The sequence below is a fragment of the Pseudoalteromonas sp. APC 3355 genome (genome assembly GCF_030407615.1).
GTDB classification, from domain to species: Bacteria; Pseudomonadota; Gammaproteobacteria; order Enterobacterales; family Alteromonadaceae; genus Pseudoalteromonas; species Pseudoalteromonas distincta.
The window spans coordinates 337,556-362,451 of sequence record NZ_JASDDB010000001.1; the positions used below are offsets into that span (position 1 = coordinate 337,556).

Annotated in this window: 25 protein-coding genes and 1 pseudogene; 9 read left to right on the forward strand and 17 right to left on the reverse strand. The window is 37.0% G+C overall.

The features are described from left to right. Positions 1–69: 69 nt before the first annotated feature. Positions 70–501: a DUF3859 domain-containing protein gene (locus QMA08_RS01470; protein WP_290173407.1), complete on the reverse strand. Its 432-nt coding sequence runs from the start codon at positions 499–501 to the stop codon at positions 70–72. A gap of 206 nt (positions 502–707) precedes the next feature. Here QMA08_RS01470 and QMA08_RS01475 point away from each other — a divergent pair, with 206 nt between their 5' ends. Then, positions 708–1,712, forward strand: coding sequence for a YHYH protein (locus QMA08_RS01475; RefSeq protein ID WP_290173408.1), 1,005 nt, complete (start codon positions 708–710; stop codon positions 1,710–1,712). Between the two features lie 13 nt (positions 1,713–1,725). Next, positions 1,726–2,256: a hypothetical protein gene (locus QMA08_RS01480; protein ID WP_290173409.1), complete on the forward strand. Its 531-nt coding sequence runs from the start codon at positions 1,726–1,728 to the stop codon at positions 2,254–2,256. Positions 2,257–2,362: 106 nt separating this feature from the next. Here QMA08_RS01480 and QMA08_RS01485 read toward each other — a convergent pair whose 3' ends face one another. Then, positions 2,363–4,180, reverse strand: coding sequence for a serine/threonine protein kinase (locus tag QMA08_RS01485; RefSeq protein WP_290173410.1), 1,818 nt, complete (start codon positions 4,178–4,180; stop codon positions 2,363–2,365). Between the two features lie 225 nt (positions 4,181–4,405). Between QMA08_RS01485 and QMA08_RS01490 the strand changes: the two genes are divergently transcribed. Then, the gene (locus QMA08_RS01490; protein WP_182724484.1) at positions 4,406–6,421 is read left to right on the forward strand and encodes a TonB-dependent receptor; all 2,016 of its coding nucleotides are present in this window, start codon (positions 4,406–4,408) and stop codon (positions 6,419–6,421) included. 114 nt (positions 6,422–6,535) lie between these two features. Here the strand turns inward: QMA08_RS01490 and QMA08_RS01495 are convergent, their stop codons facing one another. Then, the gene (locus QMA08_RS01495) at positions 6,536–6,982 is read right to left on the reverse strand and encodes a hypothetical protein (RefSeq protein WP_182724485.1); all 447 of its coding nucleotides are present in this window, start codon (positions 6,980–6,982) and stop codon (positions 6,536–6,538) included. A gap of 121 nt (positions 6,983–7,103) precedes the next feature. Then, positions 7,104–7,763 (reverse strand): NAD(P)H-dependent oxidoreductase, encoded by a 660-nt coding sequence (locus QMA08_RS01500; protein WP_290173411.1) that lies wholly within the window; start codon positions 7,761–7,763, stop codon positions 7,104–7,106. A 250-nt stretch (positions 7,764–8,013) separates the two neighbouring features. Here QMA08_RS01500 and QMA08_RS01505 point away from each other — a divergent pair, with 250 nt between their 5' ends. Next, a complete protein-coding gene (locus QMA08_RS01505) occupies positions 8,014–9,060 on the forward strand; it encodes a YHYH protein (protein ID WP_182724487.1) in 1,047 nt (348 codons plus the stop codon). A gap of 12 nt (positions 9,061–9,072) precedes the next feature. Beyond that, positions 9,073–9,393: a hypothetical protein gene (locus QMA08_RS01510; protein WP_182724488.1), complete on the forward strand. Its 321-nt coding sequence runs from the start codon at positions 9,073–9,075 to the stop codon at positions 9,391–9,393. 68 nt (positions 9,394–9,461) lie between these two features. On the opposite strand, the gene QMA08_RS01515 is transcribed toward QMA08_RS01510, so the two are convergent. From QMA08_RS01515 to QMA08_RS01535, 5 genes are all read right to left on the reverse strand, one after another. Then, positions 9,462–10,265, reverse strand: coding sequence for a hypothetical protein (locus tag QMA08_RS01515; RefSeq protein ID WP_182724489.1), 804 nt, complete (start codon positions 10,263–10,265; stop codon positions 9,462–9,464). A 122-nt stretch (positions 10,266–10,387) separates the two neighbouring features. After that, a complete protein-coding gene (locus QMA08_RS01520) occupies positions 10,388–10,831 on the reverse strand; it encodes a hypothetical protein (RefSeq protein ID WP_182724490.1) in 444 nt (147 codons plus the stop codon). A gap of 11 nt (positions 10,832–10,842) precedes the next feature. Beyond that, entirely contained in the window at positions 10,843–11,079 is a 237-nt protein-coding gene (locus QMA08_RS01525) for a hypothetical protein (protein WP_076926026.1), read from the reverse strand. Between the two features lie 71 nt (positions 11,080–11,150). After that, positions 11,151–12,164, reverse strand: coding sequence for a DUF5924 family protein (locus QMA08_RS01530; RefSeq protein ID WP_290173412.1), 1,014 nt, complete (start codon positions 12,162–12,164; stop codon positions 11,151–11,153). A 136-nt stretch (positions 12,165–12,300) separates the two neighbouring features. Next, positions 12,301–13,050: an ATP-binding protein gene (locus QMA08_RS01535; protein WP_290173413.1), complete on the reverse strand. Its 750-nt coding sequence runs from the start codon at positions 13,048–13,050 to the stop codon at positions 12,301–12,303. Positions 13,051–13,662: 612 nt separating this feature from the next. Here QMA08_RS01535 and QMA08_RS01540 point away from each other — a divergent pair. Beyond that, positions 13,663–14,640: a DUF1852 domain-containing protein gene (locus QMA08_RS01540; RefSeq protein ID WP_170070935.1), complete on the forward strand. Its 978-nt coding sequence runs from the start codon at positions 13,663–13,665 to the stop codon at positions 14,638–14,640. A 78-nt stretch (positions 14,641–14,718) separates the two neighbouring features. Beyond that, positions 14,719–15,747, forward strand: coding sequence for a methionine synthase (locus QMA08_RS01545; protein WP_182715455.1), 1,029 nt, complete (start codon positions 14,719–14,721; stop codon positions 15,745–15,747). 541 nt (positions 15,748–16,288) lie between these two features. Here the strand turns inward: QMA08_RS01545 and QMA08_RS01550 are convergent. Then, complete coding sequence (locus QMA08_RS01550) at positions 16,289–17,446, reverse strand: DUF547 domain-containing protein (RefSeq protein ID WP_182672632.1); 1,158 nt, start codon at positions 17,444–17,446, stop codon at positions 16,289–16,291. A 675-nt stretch (positions 17,447–18,121) separates the two neighbouring features. Continuing rightward, complete coding sequence (locus QMA08_RS01555; RefSeq protein ID WP_002961860.1) at positions 18,122–18,343, reverse strand: hypothetical protein; 222 nt, start codon at positions 18,341–18,343, stop codon at positions 18,122–18,124. A gap of 403 nt (positions 18,344–18,746) precedes the next feature. Here QMA08_RS01555 and QMA08_RS01560 point away from each other — a divergent pair. After that, positions 18,747–19,004: pseudogene (locus QMA08_RS01560) on the forward strand (transposase); the annotation flags it as partial. Between the two features lie 236 nt (positions 19,005–19,240). Here QMA08_RS01560 and QMA08_RS01565 read toward each other — a convergent pair. The 5 genes from QMA08_RS01565 to QMA08_RS01585 form a co-directional block, all read right to left on the reverse strand. Then, on the reverse strand, positions 19,241–20,269 hold the full coding sequence (locus QMA08_RS01565) for an IS110 family transposase (protein ID WP_182716927.1): 1,029 nt from the start codon (positions 20,267–20,269) through the stop codon (positions 19,241–19,243). A 60-nt stretch (positions 20,270–20,329) separates the two neighbouring features. After that, positions 20,330–20,743: a hypothetical protein gene (locus QMA08_RS01570; RefSeq protein WP_182716931.1), complete on the reverse strand. Its 414-nt coding sequence runs from the start codon at positions 20,741–20,743 to the stop codon at positions 20,330–20,332. 88 nt (positions 20,744–20,831) lie between these two features. Continuing rightward, positions 20,832–21,281, reverse strand: coding sequence for a hypothetical protein (locus QMA08_RS01575; protein ID WP_182715381.1), 450 nt, complete (start codon positions 21,279–21,281; stop codon positions 20,832–20,834). A 289-nt stretch (positions 21,282–21,570) separates the two neighbouring features. Next, entirely contained in the window at positions 21,571–22,002 is a 432-nt protein-coding gene (locus QMA08_RS01580; RefSeq protein WP_024600383.1) for a hypothetical protein, read from the reverse strand. 106 nt (positions 22,003–22,108) lie between these two features. Continuing rightward, on the reverse strand, positions 22,109–22,843 hold the full coding sequence (locus tag QMA08_RS01585) for a hypothetical protein (protein WP_290173414.1): 735 nt from the start codon (positions 22,841–22,843) through the stop codon (positions 22,109–22,111). Positions 22,844–23,078: 235 nt separating this feature from the next. Here QMA08_RS01585 and QMA08_RS01590 point away from each other — a divergent pair, with 235 nt between their 5' ends. Beyond that, the gene (locus tag QMA08_RS01590; protein WP_182715379.1) at positions 23,079–24,047 is read left to right on the forward strand and encodes an integron integrase; all 969 of its coding nucleotides are present in this window, start codon (positions 23,079–23,081) and stop codon (positions 24,045–24,047) included. 73 nt (positions 24,048–24,120) lie between these two features. Here QMA08_RS01590 and QMA08_RS01595 read toward each other — a convergent pair whose 3' ends face one another. Then, positions 24,121–24,891: an SDR family oxidoreductase gene (locus QMA08_RS01595; RefSeq protein WP_182715378.1), complete on the reverse strand. Its 771-nt coding sequence runs from the start codon at positions 24,889–24,891 to the stop codon at positions 24,121–24,123. Between the last annotated feature and the right edge of the window lie 5 nt (positions 24,892–24,896).

The following is a 24,896-nucleotide window of genomic DNA, read 5'->3' on the forward strand; positions in this document are numbered from 1 at the left end:
TTTAATGGCTCTACAACTCTCTTTTATTAATTTCTATTACATCCACGCCGTATAGCTAACAAATAGAAATCAATACCCTCGGTTTTTCCAAAAATCTGTTTCAGTACGCTCTAGCTCTAATGCCACCTTAAAAGTTTTATCAGCAATAATTTTTCCATTTAGCTCAATCGTCATACGCCAATCACCCAACTTATTCTCTATTGGTAACCAAAGCGTGTCGCCTAAATAAAAGTTCCAATCACTGTTTTTAACGTATACGTCGCCTTCAAAGGGGTCCATTACATCACCGTCACTGTCTGGAATATCTGGATGGTATATACAATAGTGAAGCTTTTCGCCTTTACCCTTTTTAATATTTACGATTAAGCCAAACTCAACATCTACCTCAGCTATTACATGTGTTGTAAATTGCTCTATTTGTGGCAATGCTTTACTTTCGCTGTCCCACTTAGAGTAAATACCGTGACTTTGTAACGTCACTACAGGTTTTGTTTTAGCCATTAAGGTAACCTTTTATATTAGCTATTTTTGCATTAGTTTAACTTTTTGAATTTTTAAAATAAAACACAATTCAATAAAGTTAAATCTCAACTTAGCTTTAATACTTTGTCTATTTACATCATTGCTAATTTGTCATCATTGTTTACACATTATTTGCACAATTGCTGATTATTGTTTGAGTAACTTAATTGTTCAGGTAAGCAGCAATGAAACTACACGCACTTAATAATAAAAACTCAAATAGGGTAAATGCTATAAAGCTAAGCACCTTGGCTCTAGTTGTTTTATCGTTAGTTGCTTGTGGAGGTGAAGAAGGCATAGTTGATACCTCAACAACTACAGATTCATCATCAACCACCTCAGATAACGGTACAGGTACGAGTAGCTCAACCCAAGGCGTGTTTTGTGAATATAGCTACAGTGAATATAACGAGTCAGTATCAGTACAGGCCACCAGCGCTGCAGATTGGTCATGCACAGGAACTACACGCGACTTAGTAGCTAATGGCATACCTGATCACGAAGTAGGTACATTCCCTAATGCCGATAACCCAAATACTATTTCTGAACAATCAGTAAATGAAAGCTACACACTTGAGCCTGTAGAAACAACACAAGCAACCATGCTTGGTGGCCCTCGCGGAATGATAGGCGTTGTACTTAACGGCATTAAAATAGACGCCGGCACAGGCGGAAGTTGCGATGATTCAGGCACCGATTGCGATTTAGGCGACAACAGCGGTAATTGGAATATAGAAGCTTTAAGCCAAGACACGTTTAGTTTTGGAACAGACGACAACAATGCACACGTACAACCCGATGGCACATATCATTATCATGGTATGCCTGAAGGCTTTGTAACACTGCGAGGTGGCAATAGCTCCACTATGACTCTAATAGGCTGGGCAGCAGACGGCTTTCCCATTTATGCACGTTACGGCTATTTAGACTCAAATGATGCAACTTCAGCGCTAACCGTAATGACCGGTAGCTACCAACACATAACATCTGTAAGCGTAAACCGCCCTTCTACCGATATATACCCATTAGGTACATTTGCACAAGATTGGGAATACGTAGCAGGCTCTGGTGATTTAGATGAATGTAATGGCCGCGTTGGCGTAACACCTGAGTTTCCTGATGGGATATACCACTACTACGCAACAGACACTTACCCGTTTTTTCAACGCTGCGTTAAAGGCGAAGTTTAATTTGGAGTAAGTTATGCCTTATATAAAAAATTATCTGTTAAGTGTGACCACATTGGGCTTATTGAGTACATCAACATTAGCAAACGCGCATTTAATGGTTGCAGAGCACGGTACGCTGAATTTTGTTGATAATAACGTGTTTATTGTGCTTTCAATCCCTATGTCGGCTTTTAAAGGGGTTGATGAAAACAAGGATGGCAAAGTGTCAATAATTGAGTTTAACGCTCATAAAAAACTAATAACTAAGCGAGTTAAAAAGAACGTTTATTTAGCGGATCATCAGTATAAATTTACTATTGATGGACTTTTGCTAAACCCAGAAGCGTCGCATAAACATAAAAGCGACAATATAGACCAAGTAACCATTACTGGGCGCTACTCTTTGCCTAGTAAACTAACCAAAGTTAACTTTAACGTTAAGCTATTTAGTAACAATGAGCACAAGCAGCATTATCAAATTACAGCGACTAATAAAACGCAAAAGCTAACTCATCAATTTGAGCTAACACCAACGTCGCCCTTTAGTAAGGTGTTTAATAATTAGTAATACTTACCTAAATAATTAAGTGGCAAAGAGTACAAGTTAAACAAATTTGTGCTCTTTTTTATCTTTGTCTTCTTATTTAACACTCTTTAGTGAAGGGTTCTTTCTATAAAGATACAAGCTTGGGATTTTTAGGAAAGTAATGCTCTTGTTGCTGCTCACGTAAACTAAACTCACGGGTGTTTTTATATGGCAACTTCATAAAGCCCGCAACACCCACGTCCGTAATATTTACTGCGTATTGCATAAGTTTATTAAGAAGGCGTTTAAACTCAACCTCTTTGCTCGAATCGAGTAAGCGGTAGTAATGGTGAATCTTCATTCTGTCCGGCAGTGCTTCAAAAATAATACACCCCGTATGATGAATTTGGTTAAGCTCAAATACGCACTTAATAACTTTTTTAGGTAGCTGTAGTTGCTCATCAGGGTCTTTACCGTCTTCAAAGTATGAATGCGGGCGGGTTATATCGTTTGCCTTCATGCTTACAACTTCGTATTCAAGCTCTGGTAGGCTATCAAACTTAAATGCACCGGTGCCATCTCGCTCTAACTGAATGGTTTTACGGGCATCAAACAAACAACACTTAAATAACCCTTTTTGATTAATCGCTTGAGCAAGCATTACCGTGTTATTAATCGCATCGCTAAACGCATCACCCAATGATTCGTCATGCATAATTAAAGATGATTCAACAAACATTGACTCATCCTTCCAATGAAAACTAAGCCCACCTACTACAGGGTACTTAGCTAATCGGCTTATTGATGCTAAAAATGCTTTTTCGGTATCGCCTGTATCAAATAAAAACTCTTTATAATAGCGGTCAAGTTGCGCGTCGTTTATATCTAGTAATTGCTGGTTATGATCGGCTTGGCGTAAAAACTGTTTTCGTGAACTATATACCACCGTGTCGGGCTGCTCGTCGTTGCCATACCAAAAAGGGATATCTGCTTTTTTTGGTTTTTTAGCAAACTCAGGTAAATACGCTTTCGCCATAGTTGTAATGTTACGCATAAAGTAATCACCAGCACCATCACGTTGAGCTTTACTTTTAGAAAGCATACCGTCAATGACTTTAGCCAGCTCTTTTGGAAGCCCTAAGCTGCTTGCTGGGATAGCTTGTGCACCAAAGCGACATGACTGCGCCGACGCTAGCGCATACAACGTAGCGGCTACACCTTGTTCGTCAAATCGTGGGGATGATTGCTCCCCCGACATTTGCGCTTCACCAATAAAGTACACATCGCCCATACGCGCATTCGTTGTACTTAAATCGCCCGACATTAAATCCATAAAGTTACTGGCAACAGGGTTACCATCACTATCGAGCTGTGCATACACAGAGCTTCCCCAATCCACTAACGACAGCGCATCAGTGTTTGCATCCCATACAAGGTTTGAAGGCTTTATATCGCCATGCACTATAGGTTGTGGGCTAACGCCATTTTTATGGCTACGTAAATCAACCAACACATTACGTAACCTAACAGCTAGCGTCATTATTTGCGCGGCACTAAAGCGCCCTGTTTTAAGCGATACTTTTTCAAGGTCCTCTCCAATGGCGCGTGCCATCATTAAAATCCCTTGTTTTTTAATACGTTCAAAAGCATAAAAGGTAGGCACTAAGGGGTTATTAATTTGCGAAAGCATATACGCTTCGTCTTCTAGGCGGTCACGCACACTTTGAGCAAGAGTAATACGCGAAAACTTAAATACCCAAGGTAAGCCGTTATCGTCATCTCCTGCAAACACAAAGCCAAAAGCACCCGAGCCAATCATTTCAACGTTTTTATAGCCCAACACTGTTAACTGCTTAATACAAATATTAAGCCACTGACGGTGCTTTTTAGCATCGCGGTGCGAAAGCAAATAAACAGATTGCTCTTCGTTAATGTAAAAATTGCGGATTTCTTTGGCTTTCAATACGGGCTCTCTGTCTTGTTAGTGTTATACAGTTATTTAAAGCACTCGATTATTAGTTTTATGTAATAAGATTACAATAGCGTGCGGCGTAGTTTTTAAGTTACCCATCTTTACTCACCCCTAAATAGTTACAAATAACCAACAAATGTTGCATCCAATAAATTATCTAAGCCGTATTTAACATAGCTGCATTAATAACAAATACATTAGATAGGGATTTTAGTCATGAAAACATTAGCAATTTTAGCGCTAGGCGCTTTGTATAGTGGTTATAGCTATGCAAACATAGAAAAATTAACCGTTTATGGTCACAGAGATGGGTTAATTGGTGAGTCAATCAGCGCATCTAGCGGTATTATTGGTCAAGGTGAAATTCAGCAGCGCCCAATGTTAAGAAGCGCCGAAATGTTAGAGTTAATCCCAGGTATGGCGGTCACTCAACATAGCGGCTCTGGTAAAGCTAATCAGTACTTTATTAGGGGGTTTAATTTAGATCACGGCACCGACTTTGCCACCAGCATAGATGGCATGCCAATTAATATGCGCAGCCATGGCCACGGACAAGGTTACACCGACCTAAACTTTATAATCCCTGAGTCTATTTCAACTATTAACTATCAAAAAGGCTCATATAGCGCAAGCCAAGGTGACTTTTCAACCGCTGGTAGTGCTCAATTTCAACTTACTGATAACCTAAAACATCACCAAGTTGAACTCAGTATAGGAGAAGATAATTATAGACGCGCTGTTGTACTGGGATCTACTAACATTGCAACAGGTAAGCTCATTGCAGCGGCAGAATGGCAAGGCTATGACGGCCCATGGGATGATATAAACGAAGATGTAAATAAAAAGAATGCCCTACTGCGCTATGTTGGTAAAGCTTTTGATGGTGACTTATCAATAAGTGCCATGGCATACGACAATACATGGAATTCAGCAGATCAAATTCCACAGCGCGCTATATCACAAAATTTAATTACTCAATTAGGCTCTCTTGACACCACACTTGGCGGTAGCTCTAGCCGTTATAGCTTATCGAGTAACTGGCAGGGCGAGCATATAAAAGCCAGCGCTTATGTAATTAATTACGATTTAAACCTGTATTCTAATTTTAGTTATTTTTTAAATGATCCAATTAATGGCGATCAGTTTAATCAGCAAGATAGCCGAAATATTTATGGAACAGATATAAGCTACCAGTTTGAAACCAAAACATCAGATATAAACATACAACATACCGTAGGTATTGAGCTTCGCCACGACGACATAGATAACGTAGGGCTTTATAACACACAAGCAAGAGAGCGACTTAGTACGGTTAGGCAAGATGAACTAAAGCAAACGAGCTACTCAAGCTTTTGGGAGTCTAAACTTTTACTTACTCCAAAACTTGAAGCAACCGTTGGCGTTAGGTACGACTATTTTGATACAAACGTGACTAGTATTACCGCCGTAAATTCAGGAAAAGCAAAGGATGATTTAGTAAGTTTTAAAGGGAGTTTAAATTACCGTTTTACAAATTTAGTAGCTGCATATGCTAATTGGGGACAATCTTTTCATTCAAATGATGCGCGCGGATCTACTATTAATATTGACCCTGTTACCGGTGAGCAAGCAGAGCAAGTTGACTTATTAGTTAAAAGTGAAGGCGCTGAAATAGGCGTCCGATTTGCTGATGAGCAAAAGTTTAATCTATCAGCTGCACTTTGGTGGCTAACACTCGACTCAGAGCTTTTATTTGTTGGCGATGCGGGTAACACAGAACCAAGTGATGCATCTAAACGTTACGGATTAGAAATAAGCGCTTATTATTGGATTAACGACAGCTTTAGTATCGACGCAGAAACCTCGTTCACGCATTCACGTTTAGATATTAATGACAATAATGATTATATAGAAGGTGCTGTTCCTGTTGTTGCAAGTACAGGTTTAAATTGGCACTTAAGTGAGCAATGGCAGTCATCAGTTAGAGTTCGCCATATTGGCAAACGTACATTAACTAGCGATGGTGACGAGCGTTCGGAGCCTTTAACAGTAGTAAATAGCGCAATTAGCTATGAGCAGACTCACTGGAAAGTAAACTTTGAATTACTTAACTTATTTAATAGCACCGACCACGATATAGATTACTATTATGCATCGCGTTTACCTGGCGAATCAGCACAAGGCGTTGAAGATAACCACTTTCATCCAATAGAGCCACGAACAGCTCGATTAAGTGTAAGTTTATTATTTTAGTATTCATTGAGATTTACAGTGGTACTGTATATAAGAACAGTATCACTGTAAAACATACCCTTAGCCAATAAGTATCTTAGTAATTAATCCGATGCCTCAACAAGCTGGCTGATGTTACTCAACAATGCGAAGTTGATTTATTGAGTTAACAGCAACATGTGTTTGATAGTAATATTTATTGGTTTTTCTGCCTTTACTTAAAAAATCGATAGTTACCCGCTTCGCTTCACCTGTTACTTCAATTGTTTTACCTATAAAAAATGTGTTGGCTGATTGTCCGTATTTTTCGGTGAGTTTAGCAGCTACTTTTGAATCAATTGAAATTGTAATAGCACGTCGATCACGATAGTCAGCTTCGGTATTTAAAAATACGTCACCGAACTGAGAGCCTGCAGTTTTAATATAAAACTTAAATGTACCGCTAACACCTTGTGGCGCGCTCTGCTCCGAAAGAGCTATTAAATTCATATTAGCAGTAGTCCCTTCGCCTAGCGCCGTTAAGTTTTGTACAGAGCTGCAAGCACTAAGTGTTAATACACTTAAAAGAGTAAGGTATTTCAAGATATAACATCCTTTTTTATAAGTAGATGTTAATAGTAACATTTATATATTTTAAGTTTCTATAAAAGAAACAAATTTAGCCCAGTTAAGGGCTAAATTAGTTATATTTTAAAAGTATTCGTTAAGGGGCATTACGCTGCGATGGATTTGATTTAAAGCTTTTTATCATTTGATGAGGATCTACATTTTCACTATGCACTTTTGCAGCTTTTGCCCACCAAACCAACTGCCCAAAAGTACGGTGAAAATAATTAAACCACGGTGACTGCTCTTCACCAGCTTGCACAGAGCCATTATCATTAAATACTTCTTGTGCTTTTGGTACGTGGATCATTGCTGATACAGGTAAGCAGCCAAGCTCTGATAAAAACGAGCGCATACTAATTGCCGCTCTGAGTCCACCCCACTGCCCAGCAGAGTAAGTAACAATAGCACTGGGCTTATATGAAAATAGTGAGCTACCAAAGTGATTAAGTAAGTCAGCGAGAGCTGGGCTCATACTGTGATTATATTCAGGGCTAACCATTACATATCCATCAGCCGCTTTAATTTTATCAGCTAAAGTATTTAGCATTGAAGGCGCCTTACCTTGAGCATAGGCAAAATGTGGTTTAAAAACTTGATCACTTGGGTAATCAAGTGCATCTATAAGCTCAAACTCATGTTCGGAGAATTGCTCGTTTAAGCACTCCATGCAGGCTTTAGACACTCTCTCACCTAAGCGAGCAGGTTTTGGTGGCGTGCTGTTACGCACTGTCCCTAAGAACACTAAAAACTTCATATGTAATCCTCATATGTATTTGAATAACATCTAAACACTAACACTTTTAGCTTATGTGTATTACACATATCCGTTTTTATTAATTTTGAACACTAATAATTAAATTTAAAACTGCGCTTTAGCAACCACACACTGTTAAAGGTTTTTTATCATGTGCTTATTTTGTCGTTCTCCATACTTTTTGCACATTTAGCCAGTAATATGCCACAGTATAAGTACACCAAAACCTATACTGAAAAGGATACAAGTAATGGGCTCAAATAATTACAGCGCGTTTGCAATCATTATTACCGCAACAGTTTTAACTCTAAGTGGCTGCGACGACTCACCAACTAATAAAAATACTAAGCAAGTTAGTAGCTCCCTTAGTGAAGTACAAAAAACGAATCAAACAATAAATTTATCTATGTTTAAAAAAGGGGCCTTTTTATCTGAGCCTAACATTGTTGATTGCGAAACGGCGCAAGGAACTAAAACTAAGTGTTATGAGTTAATTACATCAGGAGCACCTGCAGGTAGAGAGCCGGGTCCATTTTGCCCGCGCACATCGACCGATGGCGCTGATGTAACTGGCAGTTGGTTTAGTAAAGAAGGTACTGGTGATTTAGTTGATTTAACAGGCCAATTTGTCCTGAAGCTTGATGAATACTACGGCGATGAAAAGTGGGTACTTTACGACACTAAAACAAATGAAATTAGATATACAGCTACAAAAGAGTCTTGCGCTGGTGCAGCTCGCCCTGATGTTGAAGAGCAATATAAACAAAATTGTATTGAGTGTGAACTTTCGTATTTAGAAGATAGTTTTTCATTAACGTATTTAATTCCTGTTACACCTATTCCAGCATCTGATACTGGCCGCTTAAGAACAGTAGGTATAGCACTAGACGGTACTGAGCTATCAGGGCCTGCTCCAATTAATGCAATTTTAGAGAGCTATACCATTGCGGCATTTGATGATTGTGGTGGCCATATAAATTTACACCAAGGTTATCACTATCACTCTACCACTGGTTGTACTGACTCAGCTGCTACAGAAGGTGGACATGCACCTCTTATAGGTTATGCAATAGACGGTTATGGTATTTATGCAATGCGTGATACAAGCGGTAAAGAAGAGTCACTTGATGAATGCCGAGGTAATACAGATGAAGTAAGGGGTTATCACTACCACGCAGCCAGTCCTAGTGAAAATATGTTTATAGGGTGCCTACATGGAGAATCAGTTAGGCCTGCAGGTGGGCCACCGGGTGATCATAATGGTCCACCGCCAGGAAATGATCCTGAAAAGCATTAAAAAGGAGTTGTTATGTTTATAAAAAGTAGTTGTTTAAGCGTGTTTGGTATGGCTTTACTTGCAGCACCCACATTTTTAAATGCTCATTCAGGGCCGTTAAATGGTGTTGCAGTTAAAGCATGCGCAGATAAAGTAAAATCTCAATCATGTAAATACGAAGGCGGCCATAACGATTTATATATTGGCAGCTGCCAGTATATGGCTGATGATTTAATGTGTGTACGAAGCCAACCGATTCAAAAAATTGATAATGGAATTTCCGCCCCTATAAAAAGCCACACTCACGAAAAAGAAAAGAGTGATTTAAAAACCAACGTTAATAAAGCTATGTAAATTTAGGGCTAATTTTTATTGATAAACTCTTAATAAGCAGCACAACCATTTTATTGTGCTGCTAACTTTTAACGATATAGATAGCTCAGACCAATACCACTCCAAAACACGTTTTTTAAGGTTTGATCACCCACAAAGCGCTCAGCATTTTTATTAATTGCCATGGTGTAGCTAGTATATGCGTATACTTCAAGCTGCTTAATAACTTGATACGATACGTTAGCTGTAAGCTTAAGGTTGTTAATACCATTATGGCCATCACTTACATAACCTGCATTAAACCCTAGCCCCGTTTGAAAATCGATATTAACAGCTTCATTTATCTCGTAGCCTTTATTTATCGTAAGCTCTATAAATGTGCCTTGAGAATCAAACGAATAATATGCGCTGCTAGTGAGCTGAAATTTATCATCGTAAAAATACGAAAAATCTAAGCTAACCTCATTGTCGAGAGCATTAGAGGTATTTTCACGCGATCTTAAATGGTTGTAACCAATAAACATATCAACGGTATTAAATAACTGAGTTGCATAAATAGCATTTAAGTTAAACTCGGTATAATCGCTATCAACACCCGTTGCAACCCACGGAATAATAGCTATTTCATTATAATTGAATTCAGTTGCGATTGAGGCAATACCTTTACCCGCTAAATTGTCACGGCCCTCACTTACATATCGACTTTCCCAAAGTGGATGCACATGAAAATCAAAACCGTCATCAACATAAGCTGTACTTGCCTCATCTAGCTTAATATTTCCGCCAACACCTAATTCAGGCTCAAGTGCATGAACGTCTTGGGCCTGCACTTTAGCTAAAAGAGATGCACAAATAAGAGCTGCAAGCAAAGTACTCAATAACGTTTTATTCATTTATAGATACCTAAAGCCAAAATATATGCGCGTAAAAAATAGTCGCACATAGTATTTCGCAATATAAAAATAAGCTATCAGTATTTAATAATTTGAATTTAAAAGATCAGGAAATCTAGCATTCATACATTTTTTATTCGCCACCATTTAAGGGTACCAAATAAGTAAAATGACCCATAAATGCAGCAGATTATCGAGCTTATAATCCAAAATTGAATAGAATTCTGATGAACGATTTGGCTTGAAGTTAAAAAAGGAATGATTAAACCCGCAATACCTCGTATTAAATACACTGCGGTTATTAATACGAGTGCAGTTTTTAAAAATGGCAGTTTTAAAATGGCGCCTGCACCAGAGAGAGCATAAAAGCCCCAAATAGCAATAATAACTGAAATAGCTAAAGTTACATAAGTAGGATACATACTGCCCTGCTCTGCCATTTGAGCCATTTGCTCACCAGCACCCAAAAGGCGATACCAATCAGGCCCTCCAAAAACACAGGCTACATGTAAAAGTGATGCTATAAAGCTTAAAATGCCTGCTGTAAATAACGTATTGTTATTCATGTAATTATAATTTAATGACTCATGTAGGCAACAAAGCCAATTAATAGCACGTAAAAGCTAAACCCGAGCACACAAATTAAATAAACATTTTTAGCTTTATTCGCCTTAAACGATACGTAATCGGTAATATCACATTTAAACTTACCAAAGGTAACTATTTTTAAAATAGTACAACCTGTTGAGTAAATAAAAAAACCTAAAATAGTCTCTACCATTAACCAAATAAACAGATCAAATGCAAAACTCATAACGTTCATCCAATAAACACTGTAAAAATAGCCTATCAAATATTTATTAGATTACAAACTTATTACCATCATTAAGGTGTAACAGTAAATTTCGTTAAACCTATTAACTGGCCTGATTCGGTGACTACTTTTACCTGCCACTTACCAACAGAGTATTTAGGAAAGTTTACTTTGTGTGTCCACGCTCTATAACCGAGTTCTCTCCCACCGTTTATATTTAACGTGATCCGATCAACTTCTTTTTTATTATGAAGCCACACATGAAATATTTTTTCGTTTAAGCCTCTTGGTGCTTTAACAGCAGTCCAACTATATAAACCTTGATGGTGCAGCGTATAAGAATCTAAGTGTTTAATACTCCCTACTGGCTTTTTATGCTGTAAATCAACTTCATGAGCTAATGTAATATCGGTTAATCGCAGTGCTGCAGGAGGCACATAGCTTCTTAATTGCCACACTGCTGTGCTTAAAGCACATAAAATCAATACAAGAATAGGAAAACGCCACCAGCGAGCATTAGGCATTAAATTGTTTAAACTCGGAAGAGTAACCACGACAGCAGTTACAAGTGCGGCAGCTAAACTTTGGCTCGTTGTAAGGTTTAACAAAATAGGTAAGGTAACAAGTAAAACAACAAATAAAGCAAAGTTATGAAACACGCTAAATAGCGTGCGGTTTCTAGCAAGTTTTTTATAATAAAAGGGATCGATAACCGATATAACTGCACACAAAGCAATAAGGGAAGTAAAAATTGCTTGAGGATGATCCCACTGCGTAACCGCTAAAAAAAACGGCAAAGCAAAAAATAGACTTTCTTGCTGCACCATTTGTAGAGCAAAACGCATTACATTAGGAGATACAGCCACACCAAACTTTTCTTCTACTTTGTCTCGTAGCCAATTATCAATAATTAGCCACAACCAACTAATAAGTAAAAATATCGCAATAACTTGCGAAAAAGACTCTTTTCTATCTACAAGTACAAAGCTAGCAACGCCCGACAAAAACGCCAACACAGCCAATAATCCAGGCCGCTTTTGCATCAAGCTTATAAACTTAGCGATTATATTTTTACAGTAATCCATGTATGAGTGTTTCCGTACGGGTACGTACTTTATTATTTTTATTCAGAGTATGATTAGTTTAACCAAGTTTAAATGAACAACAGATAGATGGATGGATTTAAACGCGCCATTTAACAGTACATCAAACTAACCATTTTTAATTAAATAAAAGCCCAGCATAGCGCGTCATTGGTACGTTTATTAATTTTTGTAACGCGTGAGCCTTAGCAAGTAATTCGTCTTCACTAAGTGCAGGCATTTTATTGTTAAAAGCGAACACAATTTTATTACCGCCTTCAAGAATAAAACTAAGAATCTTTCCTGCAAATTCTTTCTCAAGTAGTTGATCAAACACTTCCCTCTGCCCAATTTTGGTATGGCAAATATTAAGTACTAAAACACCATCAAAAGTGAGCGCATTTTTACAATCACGTAAGTAGGATGATTGCACCTGATCTGACTCCATCCCTTCTGAGCTATATAAATCAGAAAAAATAACGTCCGTTTTTATCTGCGTTTTTTTCATGTAGTTTGCCGCATCATCAATGTGAATAAACAAACGTTCTGACACAGGCAGTTCAAAATATTTTATAGCCATTTCAGCAACGGCTTTACGGTATTCAACGGTATATATAGTTAGTGCAGGAAACGCATGATAAAGACTTTTTGCTATAGAGCCCGCCCCAAGTCCCATTATCATCGCGGTTTTTAAATTTGGTATAAAAAAAAGCGCAGCCATCATAGCTTGCGTATAAGCTAAGCTTAACCCGTTAATATTATTTAACTTAATACAGCTTTGATAAATTTTTCCGTCAAAGCTGAGAATTAGATTCTTTTTTGTTTGATATACATAAACAGGGCCATGCTCATCAATAGTTGATGCAATACAAGTGCCTTTGATATCCACGAATACTCAATAGGTGAGGTGATGAAAAACGAGTATAACTTACTTAACGTACTGCCATGGCTATTAATATGATTTATAGCCTTTTATTAATTTACAGGCATTTATATACGTACTCAGAAAAGTCGGTTTATCTTTTGGGATTAGATTAGCTAAGGTATCTACTTATATAGCTAGATGGAACTTACCCGTGACGACATTTATTATAAACAGCGATGCAATATGCTAAAAACCAACTAATACACTGATATAGCTACAAAAAAACTCTTTGAATATTCCTCATGTTTAACATGAATAAAGTACACACCAACACAAAGGAAGTCTAAACGGCTAAACATCCATCCTTTATTTTTATCGATTTATGCCTTTTTTTCGTCAATTACTACGTAATCGCATCTAACAATAATGTGTAATGAATATGACTCATGTTTTATGTGAAATTAAACCGTTTTTCTTCATATGCCAATCCACGTATAAATTACTCATCCCTTAGCGCTAAACACTATTACTAACAACTTAAAGCCGCTGAATAACAAAACCAGCTAAGTAAGTTGCAAGGCTAATAAAGCGCAGAGCATCAATCAGGTTTAAATTATAAAATTGGATATAAACACGATGAAAAAAGATTTTACATTTAATATTAAGAGCGTTTCACTCGACGAAAATTATCATCCATCAACTAATACGCGTATCACAACCAACTTTGCTAATTTAGCCAGAGGTGAATACCGCAAAGCAAACTTGCGTAACGCCTTAAACATGATTAACAACCGTTTTAATGCCCTAGCCCACTGGGATAACACCAAAGGTGAGCGTTATGCTGTTGAGCTTGAAATTGTCTCTGTTGAGATAGGTATTGAAGACGGCGGCGAAAGCTTCCCATCAATCGAAATATTAAAAACAAATATTGTTGATCATAAAACTAATAAGCGCATTGAAGGCATTGTAGGAAACAACTTTTCATCGTATGTGCGTGACTACGACTTTAGCGTACTCCTACAAGAGCACAATAAAGGCAAGCCTCAATTTAGTATTCCTGATGACTTTGGAGTTTTACATGGCAAGCTATTTCAGTCATTCGTAAATTCGGATACATACAAACAAAACTTTAAAAAACCACCGGTTATATGCCTAAGTGTGTCAGATAACAAAACCTACAACCGCACCGAAAACCAACACCCGGTACTTGGCGTTGAATACGAACCAAATGAATCGTCTTTAACTGAGCAATACTTCAAAAAAATGGGCTTGCAGGTACGTTACTTTATGCCGCCAAATAGTGCAGCGCCTTTAGCATTGTTTTTCTTTGGTGATTTACTTAATGATTACAGCAATCTTGAGCTTATAAGCACCATTAGTACGATGGAAACGTTTCAAAAAATCTACAGACCAGAGATTTATAATGCCAACGCAACAGCGGGTAAATCATATAAACCAAACTTAAAAAACTTGGATCACTCACTAACGCAAATTGTGTATGACCGAGAAGAGCGCGGCAAGTTAGCCAGTGAGCAAGGCAAGTTTGCACAAGAGCATTTTATCAAGCCGTACCAAACGGTCCTTGAGCAATTCTCTACTAGCTATCTGTCATAACAACTAATGGTAACAACCAGTAATAACGCGCTTAACGCTACGTTTAATAATTAACTAAAATATACGGCATTATTTATTATGAAAAAATTACTACCGACATCTACCGCTGGCAGTTTACCTAAGCCTTTATGGCTTGCAGAGCCAGAAACACTTTGGTCACCTTGGAAATTACAAGGTGATGAATTAACTCAAGGCAAACACGACGCTCTTCGCTTGTCATTATTCGACCAACAACAAGCAGGCATTGATATTGTTAGCGATGGTGAGCAAACAAGGCAACACTTTGTAACTACATTTATAGAGCACCTAAATGGCGTTGACTTTGAAAAACGTAAAACAGTAAAAATTCGTGACCGATACGACGCAAGTGTACCCACCGTTGTGGGCCCTGTCAGCCGTCAAAAGTCTGTGTTTGTTGAAGACGCTAAATTTTTACGCAAGCAAACCAAGCAACCAATAAAATGGGCATTACCAGGCCCAATGACAATGATTGACACGCTTTACGATGACCATTATAAAAGCCGCGAAAAACTAGCGTGGGAATTTGCCATAATTCTAAATCAAGAAGCAAAAGAGTTAGAAGCCGCAGGCGTTAATATTATTCAATTTGACGAGCCCGCGTTTAATGTATTTTTTGATGAAGTAAACGACTGGGGAATTGCCTGTTTAGAGCGCGCAATTGAAGGGCTCAAATGCGAAACAGCCGTGCATATTTGCTATGGCTACGGCATTAAAGCCAATACAGATTGGAAAAAAACACTAGGAAGTGAATGGCGACAGTACGAAGAAGCATTCCCTAAACTTCAGCAATCTAAAATCGATATTATTTCACTAGAGTGCCATAACTCCCATGTACCAATGGATTTACTAGAACTCATTCGTGGTAAAAAAGTAATGGTTGGTGCTATTGATGTAGCAAATCACACTATCGAAACGCCAGAAGAAGTAGCTAATACGCTGCGTAAAGCACTGCAATTTGTAGATGCCGACAAACTCTACCCATGTACAAACTGCGGCATGGCTCCGCTACCTCACCATATAGCTAACGGCAAATTAAATGCCTTGAGCGCAGGGGCAGAAATTATAAGAAAAGAACTAAATAAGTAAAATAGGGTTTAAATCTACATACGCCCTAAGATGAATCAACTTACCTAACGGCATTGAAAAGTAAGAGATCAACACTGTTAAAGCTTGCGGTGGGAAGTGAGCTTTAGAGCTTGCTGTCCACCTCAGAGGTGTTGTTAGGTATACACTGCTCGAAAGAGAACAATACCTGTAATTATGATCAAAGAACAATATATAAACTGCTCAGCTAAGTATATCAATAATCTACTTTTTACAGAACACTTAAACATATAAGACTCTTTGTAAATTAAGCCATAAATTAGCAATATAAACCATGCTAAAAAGAATATAGATATGAATACGAGTTTTGCAAACGGCTGAATTAGGATATCACTAATTGCCAACCCACAAAGTAAGAATACAACGATTAAGAAAGTAGACTCAAAAATAGTTTTGAATTTTTCTTTAAGGATCAACACCAGACTCAATACTTCCTTGTATACCTAACAAGCCTATAGATTAACTCGTTTTTTATTTGTTTTTTTTCTCACCATACTGAGCTACTGTTCATATATTGTAAATTTTAGTTTTCATCTTGTAATTCTAGGTCTGTTATCGTTACGGATGTCTCACCGTAATTCTTAGCTCTTACTCTCATTAACTCCTTTAACCTGGTTATTTCTCTAGCTGAAAGTCTGAACTTTCCACCTGTGTTCGCGTCTTTAGTGACTTTATCGGTCAACGCATAATTTCTTGACATTCCTATTGATGCTGCTGAGTTAGTAGACATGCCCCCACCAAAGACTCTTTTACTTCCAAATAGATCAGCAATTGCCCAATTATTTATAATGGGTTCAATTTTATCCGACTTATTTATTATTTCTTGGGTTGTTTTATCAGCAAATTGCAACAGATGAAGTTTGAGGTCATTGCTAAAATTAGGAAAATAATCAGCATTTCTCGCATAATAACTTGAGACCTCTAAACTATTTAGAGAATCAATTTTTGTACCTCTATTCGAATTGACAAAATCTGTTGCATTATTTTTTAATAGCTTATATACATTTTTACCTGAAAAGGCTTTTTTATTGATATTTGGGCTGCCGATATACCCTTGATATAATCCATAAATAATTAAAGGTTCTTTACTATAGTTTTTATCTAAAATCCCATACTGTATGTCACTGAGACTCAACTGAAGACTACCAATATTCACTAGCTTTTTATCCAATAGTGAGTCAGGACCAGTTAATATTTTTTCTAAACTAACTATTGGATACCGCTTTACAATTTCGTTAATTAAAGTAATGTTATAAAGATTAAGCCAATAGGCCAATTGCTCTTGTTTTGAATATAAATTAAGGTTGTTTTTCTCGGGCAATGATTCTAAATATTTTTTAACATCATTGACTAAACTTTTTTGTTTAGGAGATTTTATCAACTCATATGTGAATCTGTTACTTTCATTATGGGTAGCACTGGGGAAAACATTTCTTAACCTAGTACCTATCGGAGGTTTGTCAAGTTTAGCATTTATTCTTCTGGATGGCCCCATATCAAGAACATTCGATTCTAATAATATGTTCACAGGTTCAAAGTTTATTGTTAACTTAGATTTAGGTGAATAACCGCTAAATTGAGGGTAGGCTTTATCCTCAGCATGAAGATATTTTGGGGCGCTTAAAAGCAACAACAAACAACTAAACTTGATCAATAAACTAACTAATTTAAATAAACTCATAAAAAATCCTTATTTTGAGTAGAATAGCCCACATTCTTCATGAGCAACATAACGAATCTGTAGATTAACTCGTTTTTTATTTATTTTTATTGATAAACAAACCATAGCTGAGTTCCTATTTTGGTTCAATCGATTACTGTATTTTATGCAGAATATAAAGTGGGAATTTGGTGTTGTTTTAATTGGCGTTTTGGAAAGGGTTGCGGCTGGTTGAGTAGCTTTAATTTAGGGTAAAAGGGCCTCCCTTTCTCAATGCATCGTCTTTTGCAACTGTATTTTATGAACAAGGCAATACAGTTTCCACACAATAAAGTAAAGGCATTCATTTTCATCTGACCTCGTAAGGTCAGTTTGTTCATCCCTTTATTCACGATAATATTTCGCTTTTTACTTAAAGGAAAGCCGGTTCTATACAGCCGAGTCGTTTGCCATTATTTAATAAACAGCTATCGTAGCCCGATTGGGCTGTCTATTTTTACTTTCATTTTGTCTACATAGCTCAGCTTTTTGCGTGATTCATTATTTATAATAATGCACTCTTCATACTGTTTTTGTTGGCTTTTTTCCTAATGATTAGGATAGGTGTCATCCTAATCATTATTTTCCTCAAAGTGATGAGGAGGTGTCCACTAAAACGGGTCAGGAGCATTGTCCTTGTTTAACAGCTTGTTATAACTAATTACCACTTCTAAGCTGTTCTTTTAAGTTAAGGTTTTCATTTTTCAATATTTCAACTTGCTGCTTGTAAGATGCAACTTCACTCTTTAAGCTAGAAACATCAGACTGTATCTCATCTAGTTTTTCTACAATTTCTATGGAACGTGCATTCCCCAAAAAGAGAACAATTAACGCTATTACGAATAACGTGCCACCAGTTAACTTTACTTTTGATTCCATCCACTACAGCTCCTTTGATTATAACGAGCCTGTAGATTAACTCGCTTTTAAATTTGTTTTTTATTGATAAACAAACCATAGCTGAGTTCCTATTTTGGTTCAATTGATTACTGTATTTTTACGCAAAATATAGAAGTGTTTGATATTGTTTTAATTGGCGTTTTGGAAGGGATTTCGGGTGTTTGAGTGGCTTTTATTTAGAGTAAAAGGGCTTACCCTTCTTAATGCATCGTGTTTTGCAACTTTTCTATTTTATGAACAAGGCAATACAGTTGCCACACAATAAAGTAAAGGCATTCGTTTTCATCTGACCTCGTAAGGTCAGTTTGTTCACCCCTTTATTCACTGTAATGTTCCGCTTTTTATTTAAAGGAAAGCCGGTTCGATACAGCCGAGTCGTTTGCCATTATTTAATCGAGAAAGTGGAGCCTATCAGAGTAAACGAATGATACGAGGTGGACGGCAAAAAATTAGAACCGCAATGTATATGGTAATGATGTCAGCTATCCAATGTAACCCTAAATTTAAAGCTATTTATCATCGGCTAGCCGCGGCAGGGAAATCTAAAAAAGTGGCTATTATTGCCTGTATAAGAAAGCTTATAGTAATCATTAATTCTCTGGTGAGAAATGGTGTCATGTGGGATCCTAAAATGGTTTAAAATTAGGAATTGACACCATAGTCACTTATGTGGAGTCCCATTTATCAACAACTATTTTAACTAAATAAATTCGCTTTCTTATGTACGAGTTCTAAATGAGGCGCTACCTCGACTCCAAGATAATTTCGCGTGTTAGAACACTCTTCTTGTTAACGAGCTTTTCGCTCTTGTGACTTGTGACTATACTGTGTCGTCTAACATGTTGTTAATTTAGCTAAAGCTGATGTTTGATTTTTTTATAATAAAACAGCTTTATATTCTGTTTTATTATTGATTAAAGAAAAAGCGGTTCTAACCGTTTTATTGGCTAATGCGACTGCTGCACACTTTTTCCCTCGTCGTTCTATTAACGCTTTAAGCCAGCGCTCTTTACTTGTTTTTGGCTCTCGCTTAACAACTTGTTGGATGACAGCCATTGCACCTGTAATCAGTAAACTACGTAATGTTGTATTTCGACGCCGACTTATTCTACCTAAACTTAATTTACCACCAGAGCTGTGCTGAGTCGGTGTCAAACCTATACAAGCAGCGGCATCTTTGCCCGCTTTAAACCTGGCTAATTCACCCGACGACAAATTAATAAAAAGATGAATGGCATTTAAAATCCCAACCCCTTCTAGGCGCATTAGTTTTTTACAGCTTGGTGTTTCATCAACCCATTTAGCCAATGCTAAATCATAGGTCGCGATTGCTTCAGTTAACGTTAAATATAAATCCAATGATACTTTAAGCATTTTTCTAAATGCATCACAAAAACCATTCTCGGCATCTTCCAATGTATCTTGGATTGTACCTACAAACTGACTTATTGAGCGACCACTGCTTATATTAAATTCACGCAGTAAACCTGTGAGTTGATTTTTAAGCGCTACTTTTTGTTTAACACTGTGCTCTCTCAATTTGAGCATTGATTGCGCTTGCTGTTCATTAATTGATTTTGCAGTAATAAAGTGAACATCTGGTAACAGCGATGCTTGTAAAACAGCCAAAGCATCATTTTTATCTGTTTTTTGACTTTGACGAACAGACATAACTAATCGCGCAGATATTAGTAAGGAATTATGACCAAGTGAAGTTGCAAATTGATGCCAATAATTAGCACTCGCACAGGCCTCAAAAATAATCGTTGAAGAACTAAGCGATACCAAGTACTCACTAAATTGTTGCAGTGTCATCTCATTATTTGAGTGCACTTTATTATTTGTAGAACTACAAACTTGTATTAATTTATGAGCTAAATCGACACCAATTCTTAACTTATTCATAATTGAACTCCGAAAAATAATTTCTACTTAAGTGTAGAAGTTGGGAGTCCAATTATCTTGTTATATACCATCTTCTTCTGCGGCACGTTGCTTTATTTTTGGTAATTGTATTTGAAAAGTTATATACACAATTACTAAAGGGAAAAAGCCAACCCAAGTTAAGTCATGGAATACCCAAAAATATGTAAACCAAGTTTGAATACCAATTAAAGTAAACAATTTCAGTAACCGAGGAAAAAGTAAAAGACTCCCCATACCTAAAACAGGAAAAGCGAATATACAATTCCCAGCCAGTGATTGCAGAAAATACCCAAAGCTTTCAGGAAACTCTAGACCAACAACAAATTTAGAATAAATGAGATCTGTGTAAAAAGGCAATAAGCCTAACAAAAGAAAATACGTTGAGAATTTTTCATCCTTTTTTATTTTATTATGTTGGCGGTTTCTCTCCGCTAATTTTTCGAGCGCATCCATTGCTGGAGATTCCTTTGCATTTAACACCCATTTAAGGGGCTGATAATAGTTTGCTAAAATGTGTAGCGAAGCGAAACTGAGCAAACTGTTAGCAGTCCCGCTTTAAATTCTTGTTAGTTGTGCTTTTAAACAGATCGAATTTAGAAATGATATAAATAGGCTCTTTTTTACTTTCTACTTTATAAAGATATTGATTTTTTAAAAAATTAGTTTTTTCTTTTATTAGGTTGATTTGCCCCCAAGGAATTAAAAATTTATTGGGAAATAGTAGAATCAACATCTTATTTTGACCTATAAACAAACCTTGTTTACATGGTTTTATATTTAGAAAATTTCTATATTCACTGTTTTTCTCCTGAGAAAAGTCCGCAACATTTGTCAGGTTAATACTTTTTGATTTAAAAAGTGAACGTTCAGAAATACATAAATCCGTTTTGTACTCTTTTGCTAGTTTAGGGTAAAATCCAACAATGCTTTGTACATAATTTACTAGAACAAAGAAGAATAAAAAAAGAATTAAACCTATGAGAAACTCCATTTTTAAAACTCCAAAAATCTATTCCATACTACAGGGTGAATTTAAGCCAACTAACGAGGCTGTAGAATAACTCCAACAACCAAATTCAATTAAAAAACGAGTTCCTCAAATCAACTCTAAGCGCTTTAAAAGCATTAGGTAATGCATTTGGAAACCATAAAACAGGCTGTTTTCTTAAAAAAGAGTAATTCTACAGCCTCAACGCCCACTTAAGCGGACAAAAATAGCTGGTTAAAATGTGAAGCGAAGCGGAACCTGAGTAACTGTTTTTGTTGCATTTTAAGTGTTTTTAAGGTTTTATTAACTCTGCCCATTTGTTGTTTAAAAAGCCAGTCTCTTGCCCAACTGACATTATTACTGGACTGATATTATTAGTTTTAGGCAACTCGAAAACTACGTCATAGATGGTTATATCTTTAGCACTTATACCATTAGATTTAGCCCATTCTAGAATAGCAGGATCTTTAGTATCAACGATACTCGCTTTGTCGAGCGCCTTAAAAAATACATAGTGCTCTAATTCAGATTCAATTTTCGTTGGGTTGCGTTTAATAGAAAATTCAAGAACAAGAAGTTCAGGCTTATTGCTGTACAGTTGAGAAATATAACTTTCAGCTTTGTTTTTATATGCAGCTTCTGTATTCCAGAATTCATCAATTTCATTCGAATACGCGAATGTTGAAATAAATACGAGGAAAATAAAAGGTAGTTTAAATTTCATCCGTGACTCCAGAAAACCCTAACGCCCAAATAACAGGCTAAAAATAGTGGGCTAAAATGGAGCGGAGCGAACAGCCCGCTGTTTTTAGTCCTAGTTGATTTGCTTGTTAGGTATTTTTTATACTACCTATCAATTTAGGGCCAAACTCTACTATGTCTTGGGCAACTTTCATTAACAAATAATAAGGTATAGGACATCCCGCACACTTAAAGTCCATTAAGAATTTTATTGGCTCATCAAATTTATTGTCAAAATCTCCACTTTTTTCTAGTGAAGTATGCGAGCCGTCCATTATATTTGCTAGCCGCTTTACTAGTATTTCTCTAGGGATTGATATAGTTTCCAACAAACCATTATTGTTTCTAAAGTTAATTCTAATGATTTCAGCACCAAACCATTGAACCATATTTAATCGGCTTATTTTAGGGTTGTCACATATACTTTTTGTGCCTTTCTCTGCATTGGGAAAGCAGAAATGAAAACTTGTCATTTTCATCCAGTCGTCTTTTTGGGCTACACTGCCACCAATTGAAAAATCTCCTTCTTTTTCTTTCCAATCAAACATTTTTCCTTTTGCCGCATGAGTTGTAACTCCATCTGGCATAAAGGCAACAATGTATTCAACGTCTTTATATGCTTTTAATATTTTTCTATTTGGTACTGCTGATTTAAAAAGTATTTTTGATGTGAATGATTTGTCGATATTAGGTAGTACTGCCTTTAACTCTACCCAAATTCTTAAAATGTGAGAAAGATCTAAAAGAGAGGCATAATCATATGTTTTCTCTGCATGCTCATAGTGCCTACGTAACCTTTCATATTGAACCTGAACTCGATGCATACTCTAAATACCTAACAATTTTATAGTGCGCTCATCGCGCATATACCTGCCAATGTCACGCTCATGTATTCAATAAATCATTTTTACCAAATAACTTAACACATTGCTATATATAATTTTTTACTAGCACACAAACTCTCAATAAAAGACAAAATGCGCTCGTCGCTCATTTTCTTGAAGATGGGAGCAGTGCAACTATACTGTATATAAATACAGTTACATTATTGGTGGTAATATGAAAACACGCTCTCCATTTTTAAATTATATAGCCGATTATATGTTGGTACGTCAGTATTCATTACGCACCATCGATACCTACCTAAGATGGATTGCATCTTATATCCATTTTCATAATAAACGCCATCCCGCCTCAATGGGAGACAATGAAGTCGAGTGCTACTTAGAACATTTAGTGTTAAAGCAAAACGTTGCACCACGTACGCAAGCCACTGCACTCAATTCATTGTCATTTTTATACAAACATATAATAAAAAACGAACTTTCATTAAATTTAAATTTTGCCCGTAGTAAAAAACAAGCAAAGCTCCCTGTCGTGATGACCCCAGAGGAAGTTAAAATGTTGATGGCTCATTTAAATAAGCGCTATTATTTAATTGCAGCCCTTATGTATGGAAGTGGTTTAAGAGTAATGGAAGCGGTGCAATTAAGGGTGAAAGATATTGATTTTGATTATAAATGTATTCAAGTATGGAATGGCAAAGGAAATAAACATCGTATTGTAACGCTCGCTACAGAGCTGATCCCTATGCTGAGAACTCAAATTTTAAACGTTGATGACTACCTAAAGCTTGATTTAAATAACACTAAATATGCCGGCGCGTGGATGCCATATGCCTTAACAAAAAAATATCCTTCAGCCGCAAAAACACTAGCATGGCAATATTTATTTCCTTCTCATATGTTAAGTTCAGATCCTCAAGGTGGTGAAATAAGGCGACATCATTTTCATCACTCTTGTATTAGAAAAGAGGTTAAAAAAGCCGTCCAAAAATCAGGGTTAACAAAAATAATAACACCTCATACATTAAGGCACTCTTTTGCTACTCATCTACTGCAAAATGGCGCCGATATAAGAACTGTTCAAGCTCAGCTTGGCCATTCTGATGTTAAAACCACACAAATTTATACTCATGTATTGCAGCAAGGTGCAAACGGGGTTATTAGCCCTTTTTCAAGTTTATAAATCTCCCCGATTTAAAACAAAAAAGCACAACCCAAAGAGTTATGCTTTTAAATCAACCTTAATCTAGTTCGTTTTACAAACGAATGCCGCCGTCTATTTCAACCACGCGACCGGTAAAAAAGTCGTTTTCGATAATGTATTGTGCAGTATGGGCAATTTCGTCGCTTTCGCCTAAGCGCCCTACTGGCGTTACTGCAAGCATACGTTGTTTGGCTTCGGGCTTCATGGCGTCGGTCATGGCGGTGCTTATAACACCTGGTGCAATAGCGCCTACGCGTATACCAAAGCGGCCAAGTTCTTTAGCCCATGTGGTGGTAAGTGCCACTACGCCTGCTTTTGATGCCGCGTAGTTTGTTTGCCCAATATTACCTGCGCGCGCTACGCTCGACATATTTACGATTACGCCGCCTTTGCCTGATTCAATCATGTGGCTTGCAGCTTCCCGCCCTGCTAAAAACACACCGGTCAGGTTCACATCAATCACTGATTGAAATTGCTCAAGAGACATTTTTTTAACGACCTTGCCATCTTTAGCTTTTATAAACATGCCGTCGCGTAAAATACCGGCGTTGTTTATAAGCACGCCAATATGGCCAAAATCGCTGTTGATGGTATTAAATACGTTTTCTACTTCGCTCTCAGTGGTTACGTTTGCGGCATAACCTTTAATATTGCTAGTTACACCTTCAAGCTGTGTGAGTTCTTCGCATGCTGTGTTTAATAAGTCTTGTGCCATATCTATTAAAGCAATGTTAGCACCCATAAGTGCAAACTTTTGCGCCATTGCAAAGCCTAAACCTTGTGCGCCACCGGTTATTACTACCGTGTTACTTTTAATTTCCACGCGTT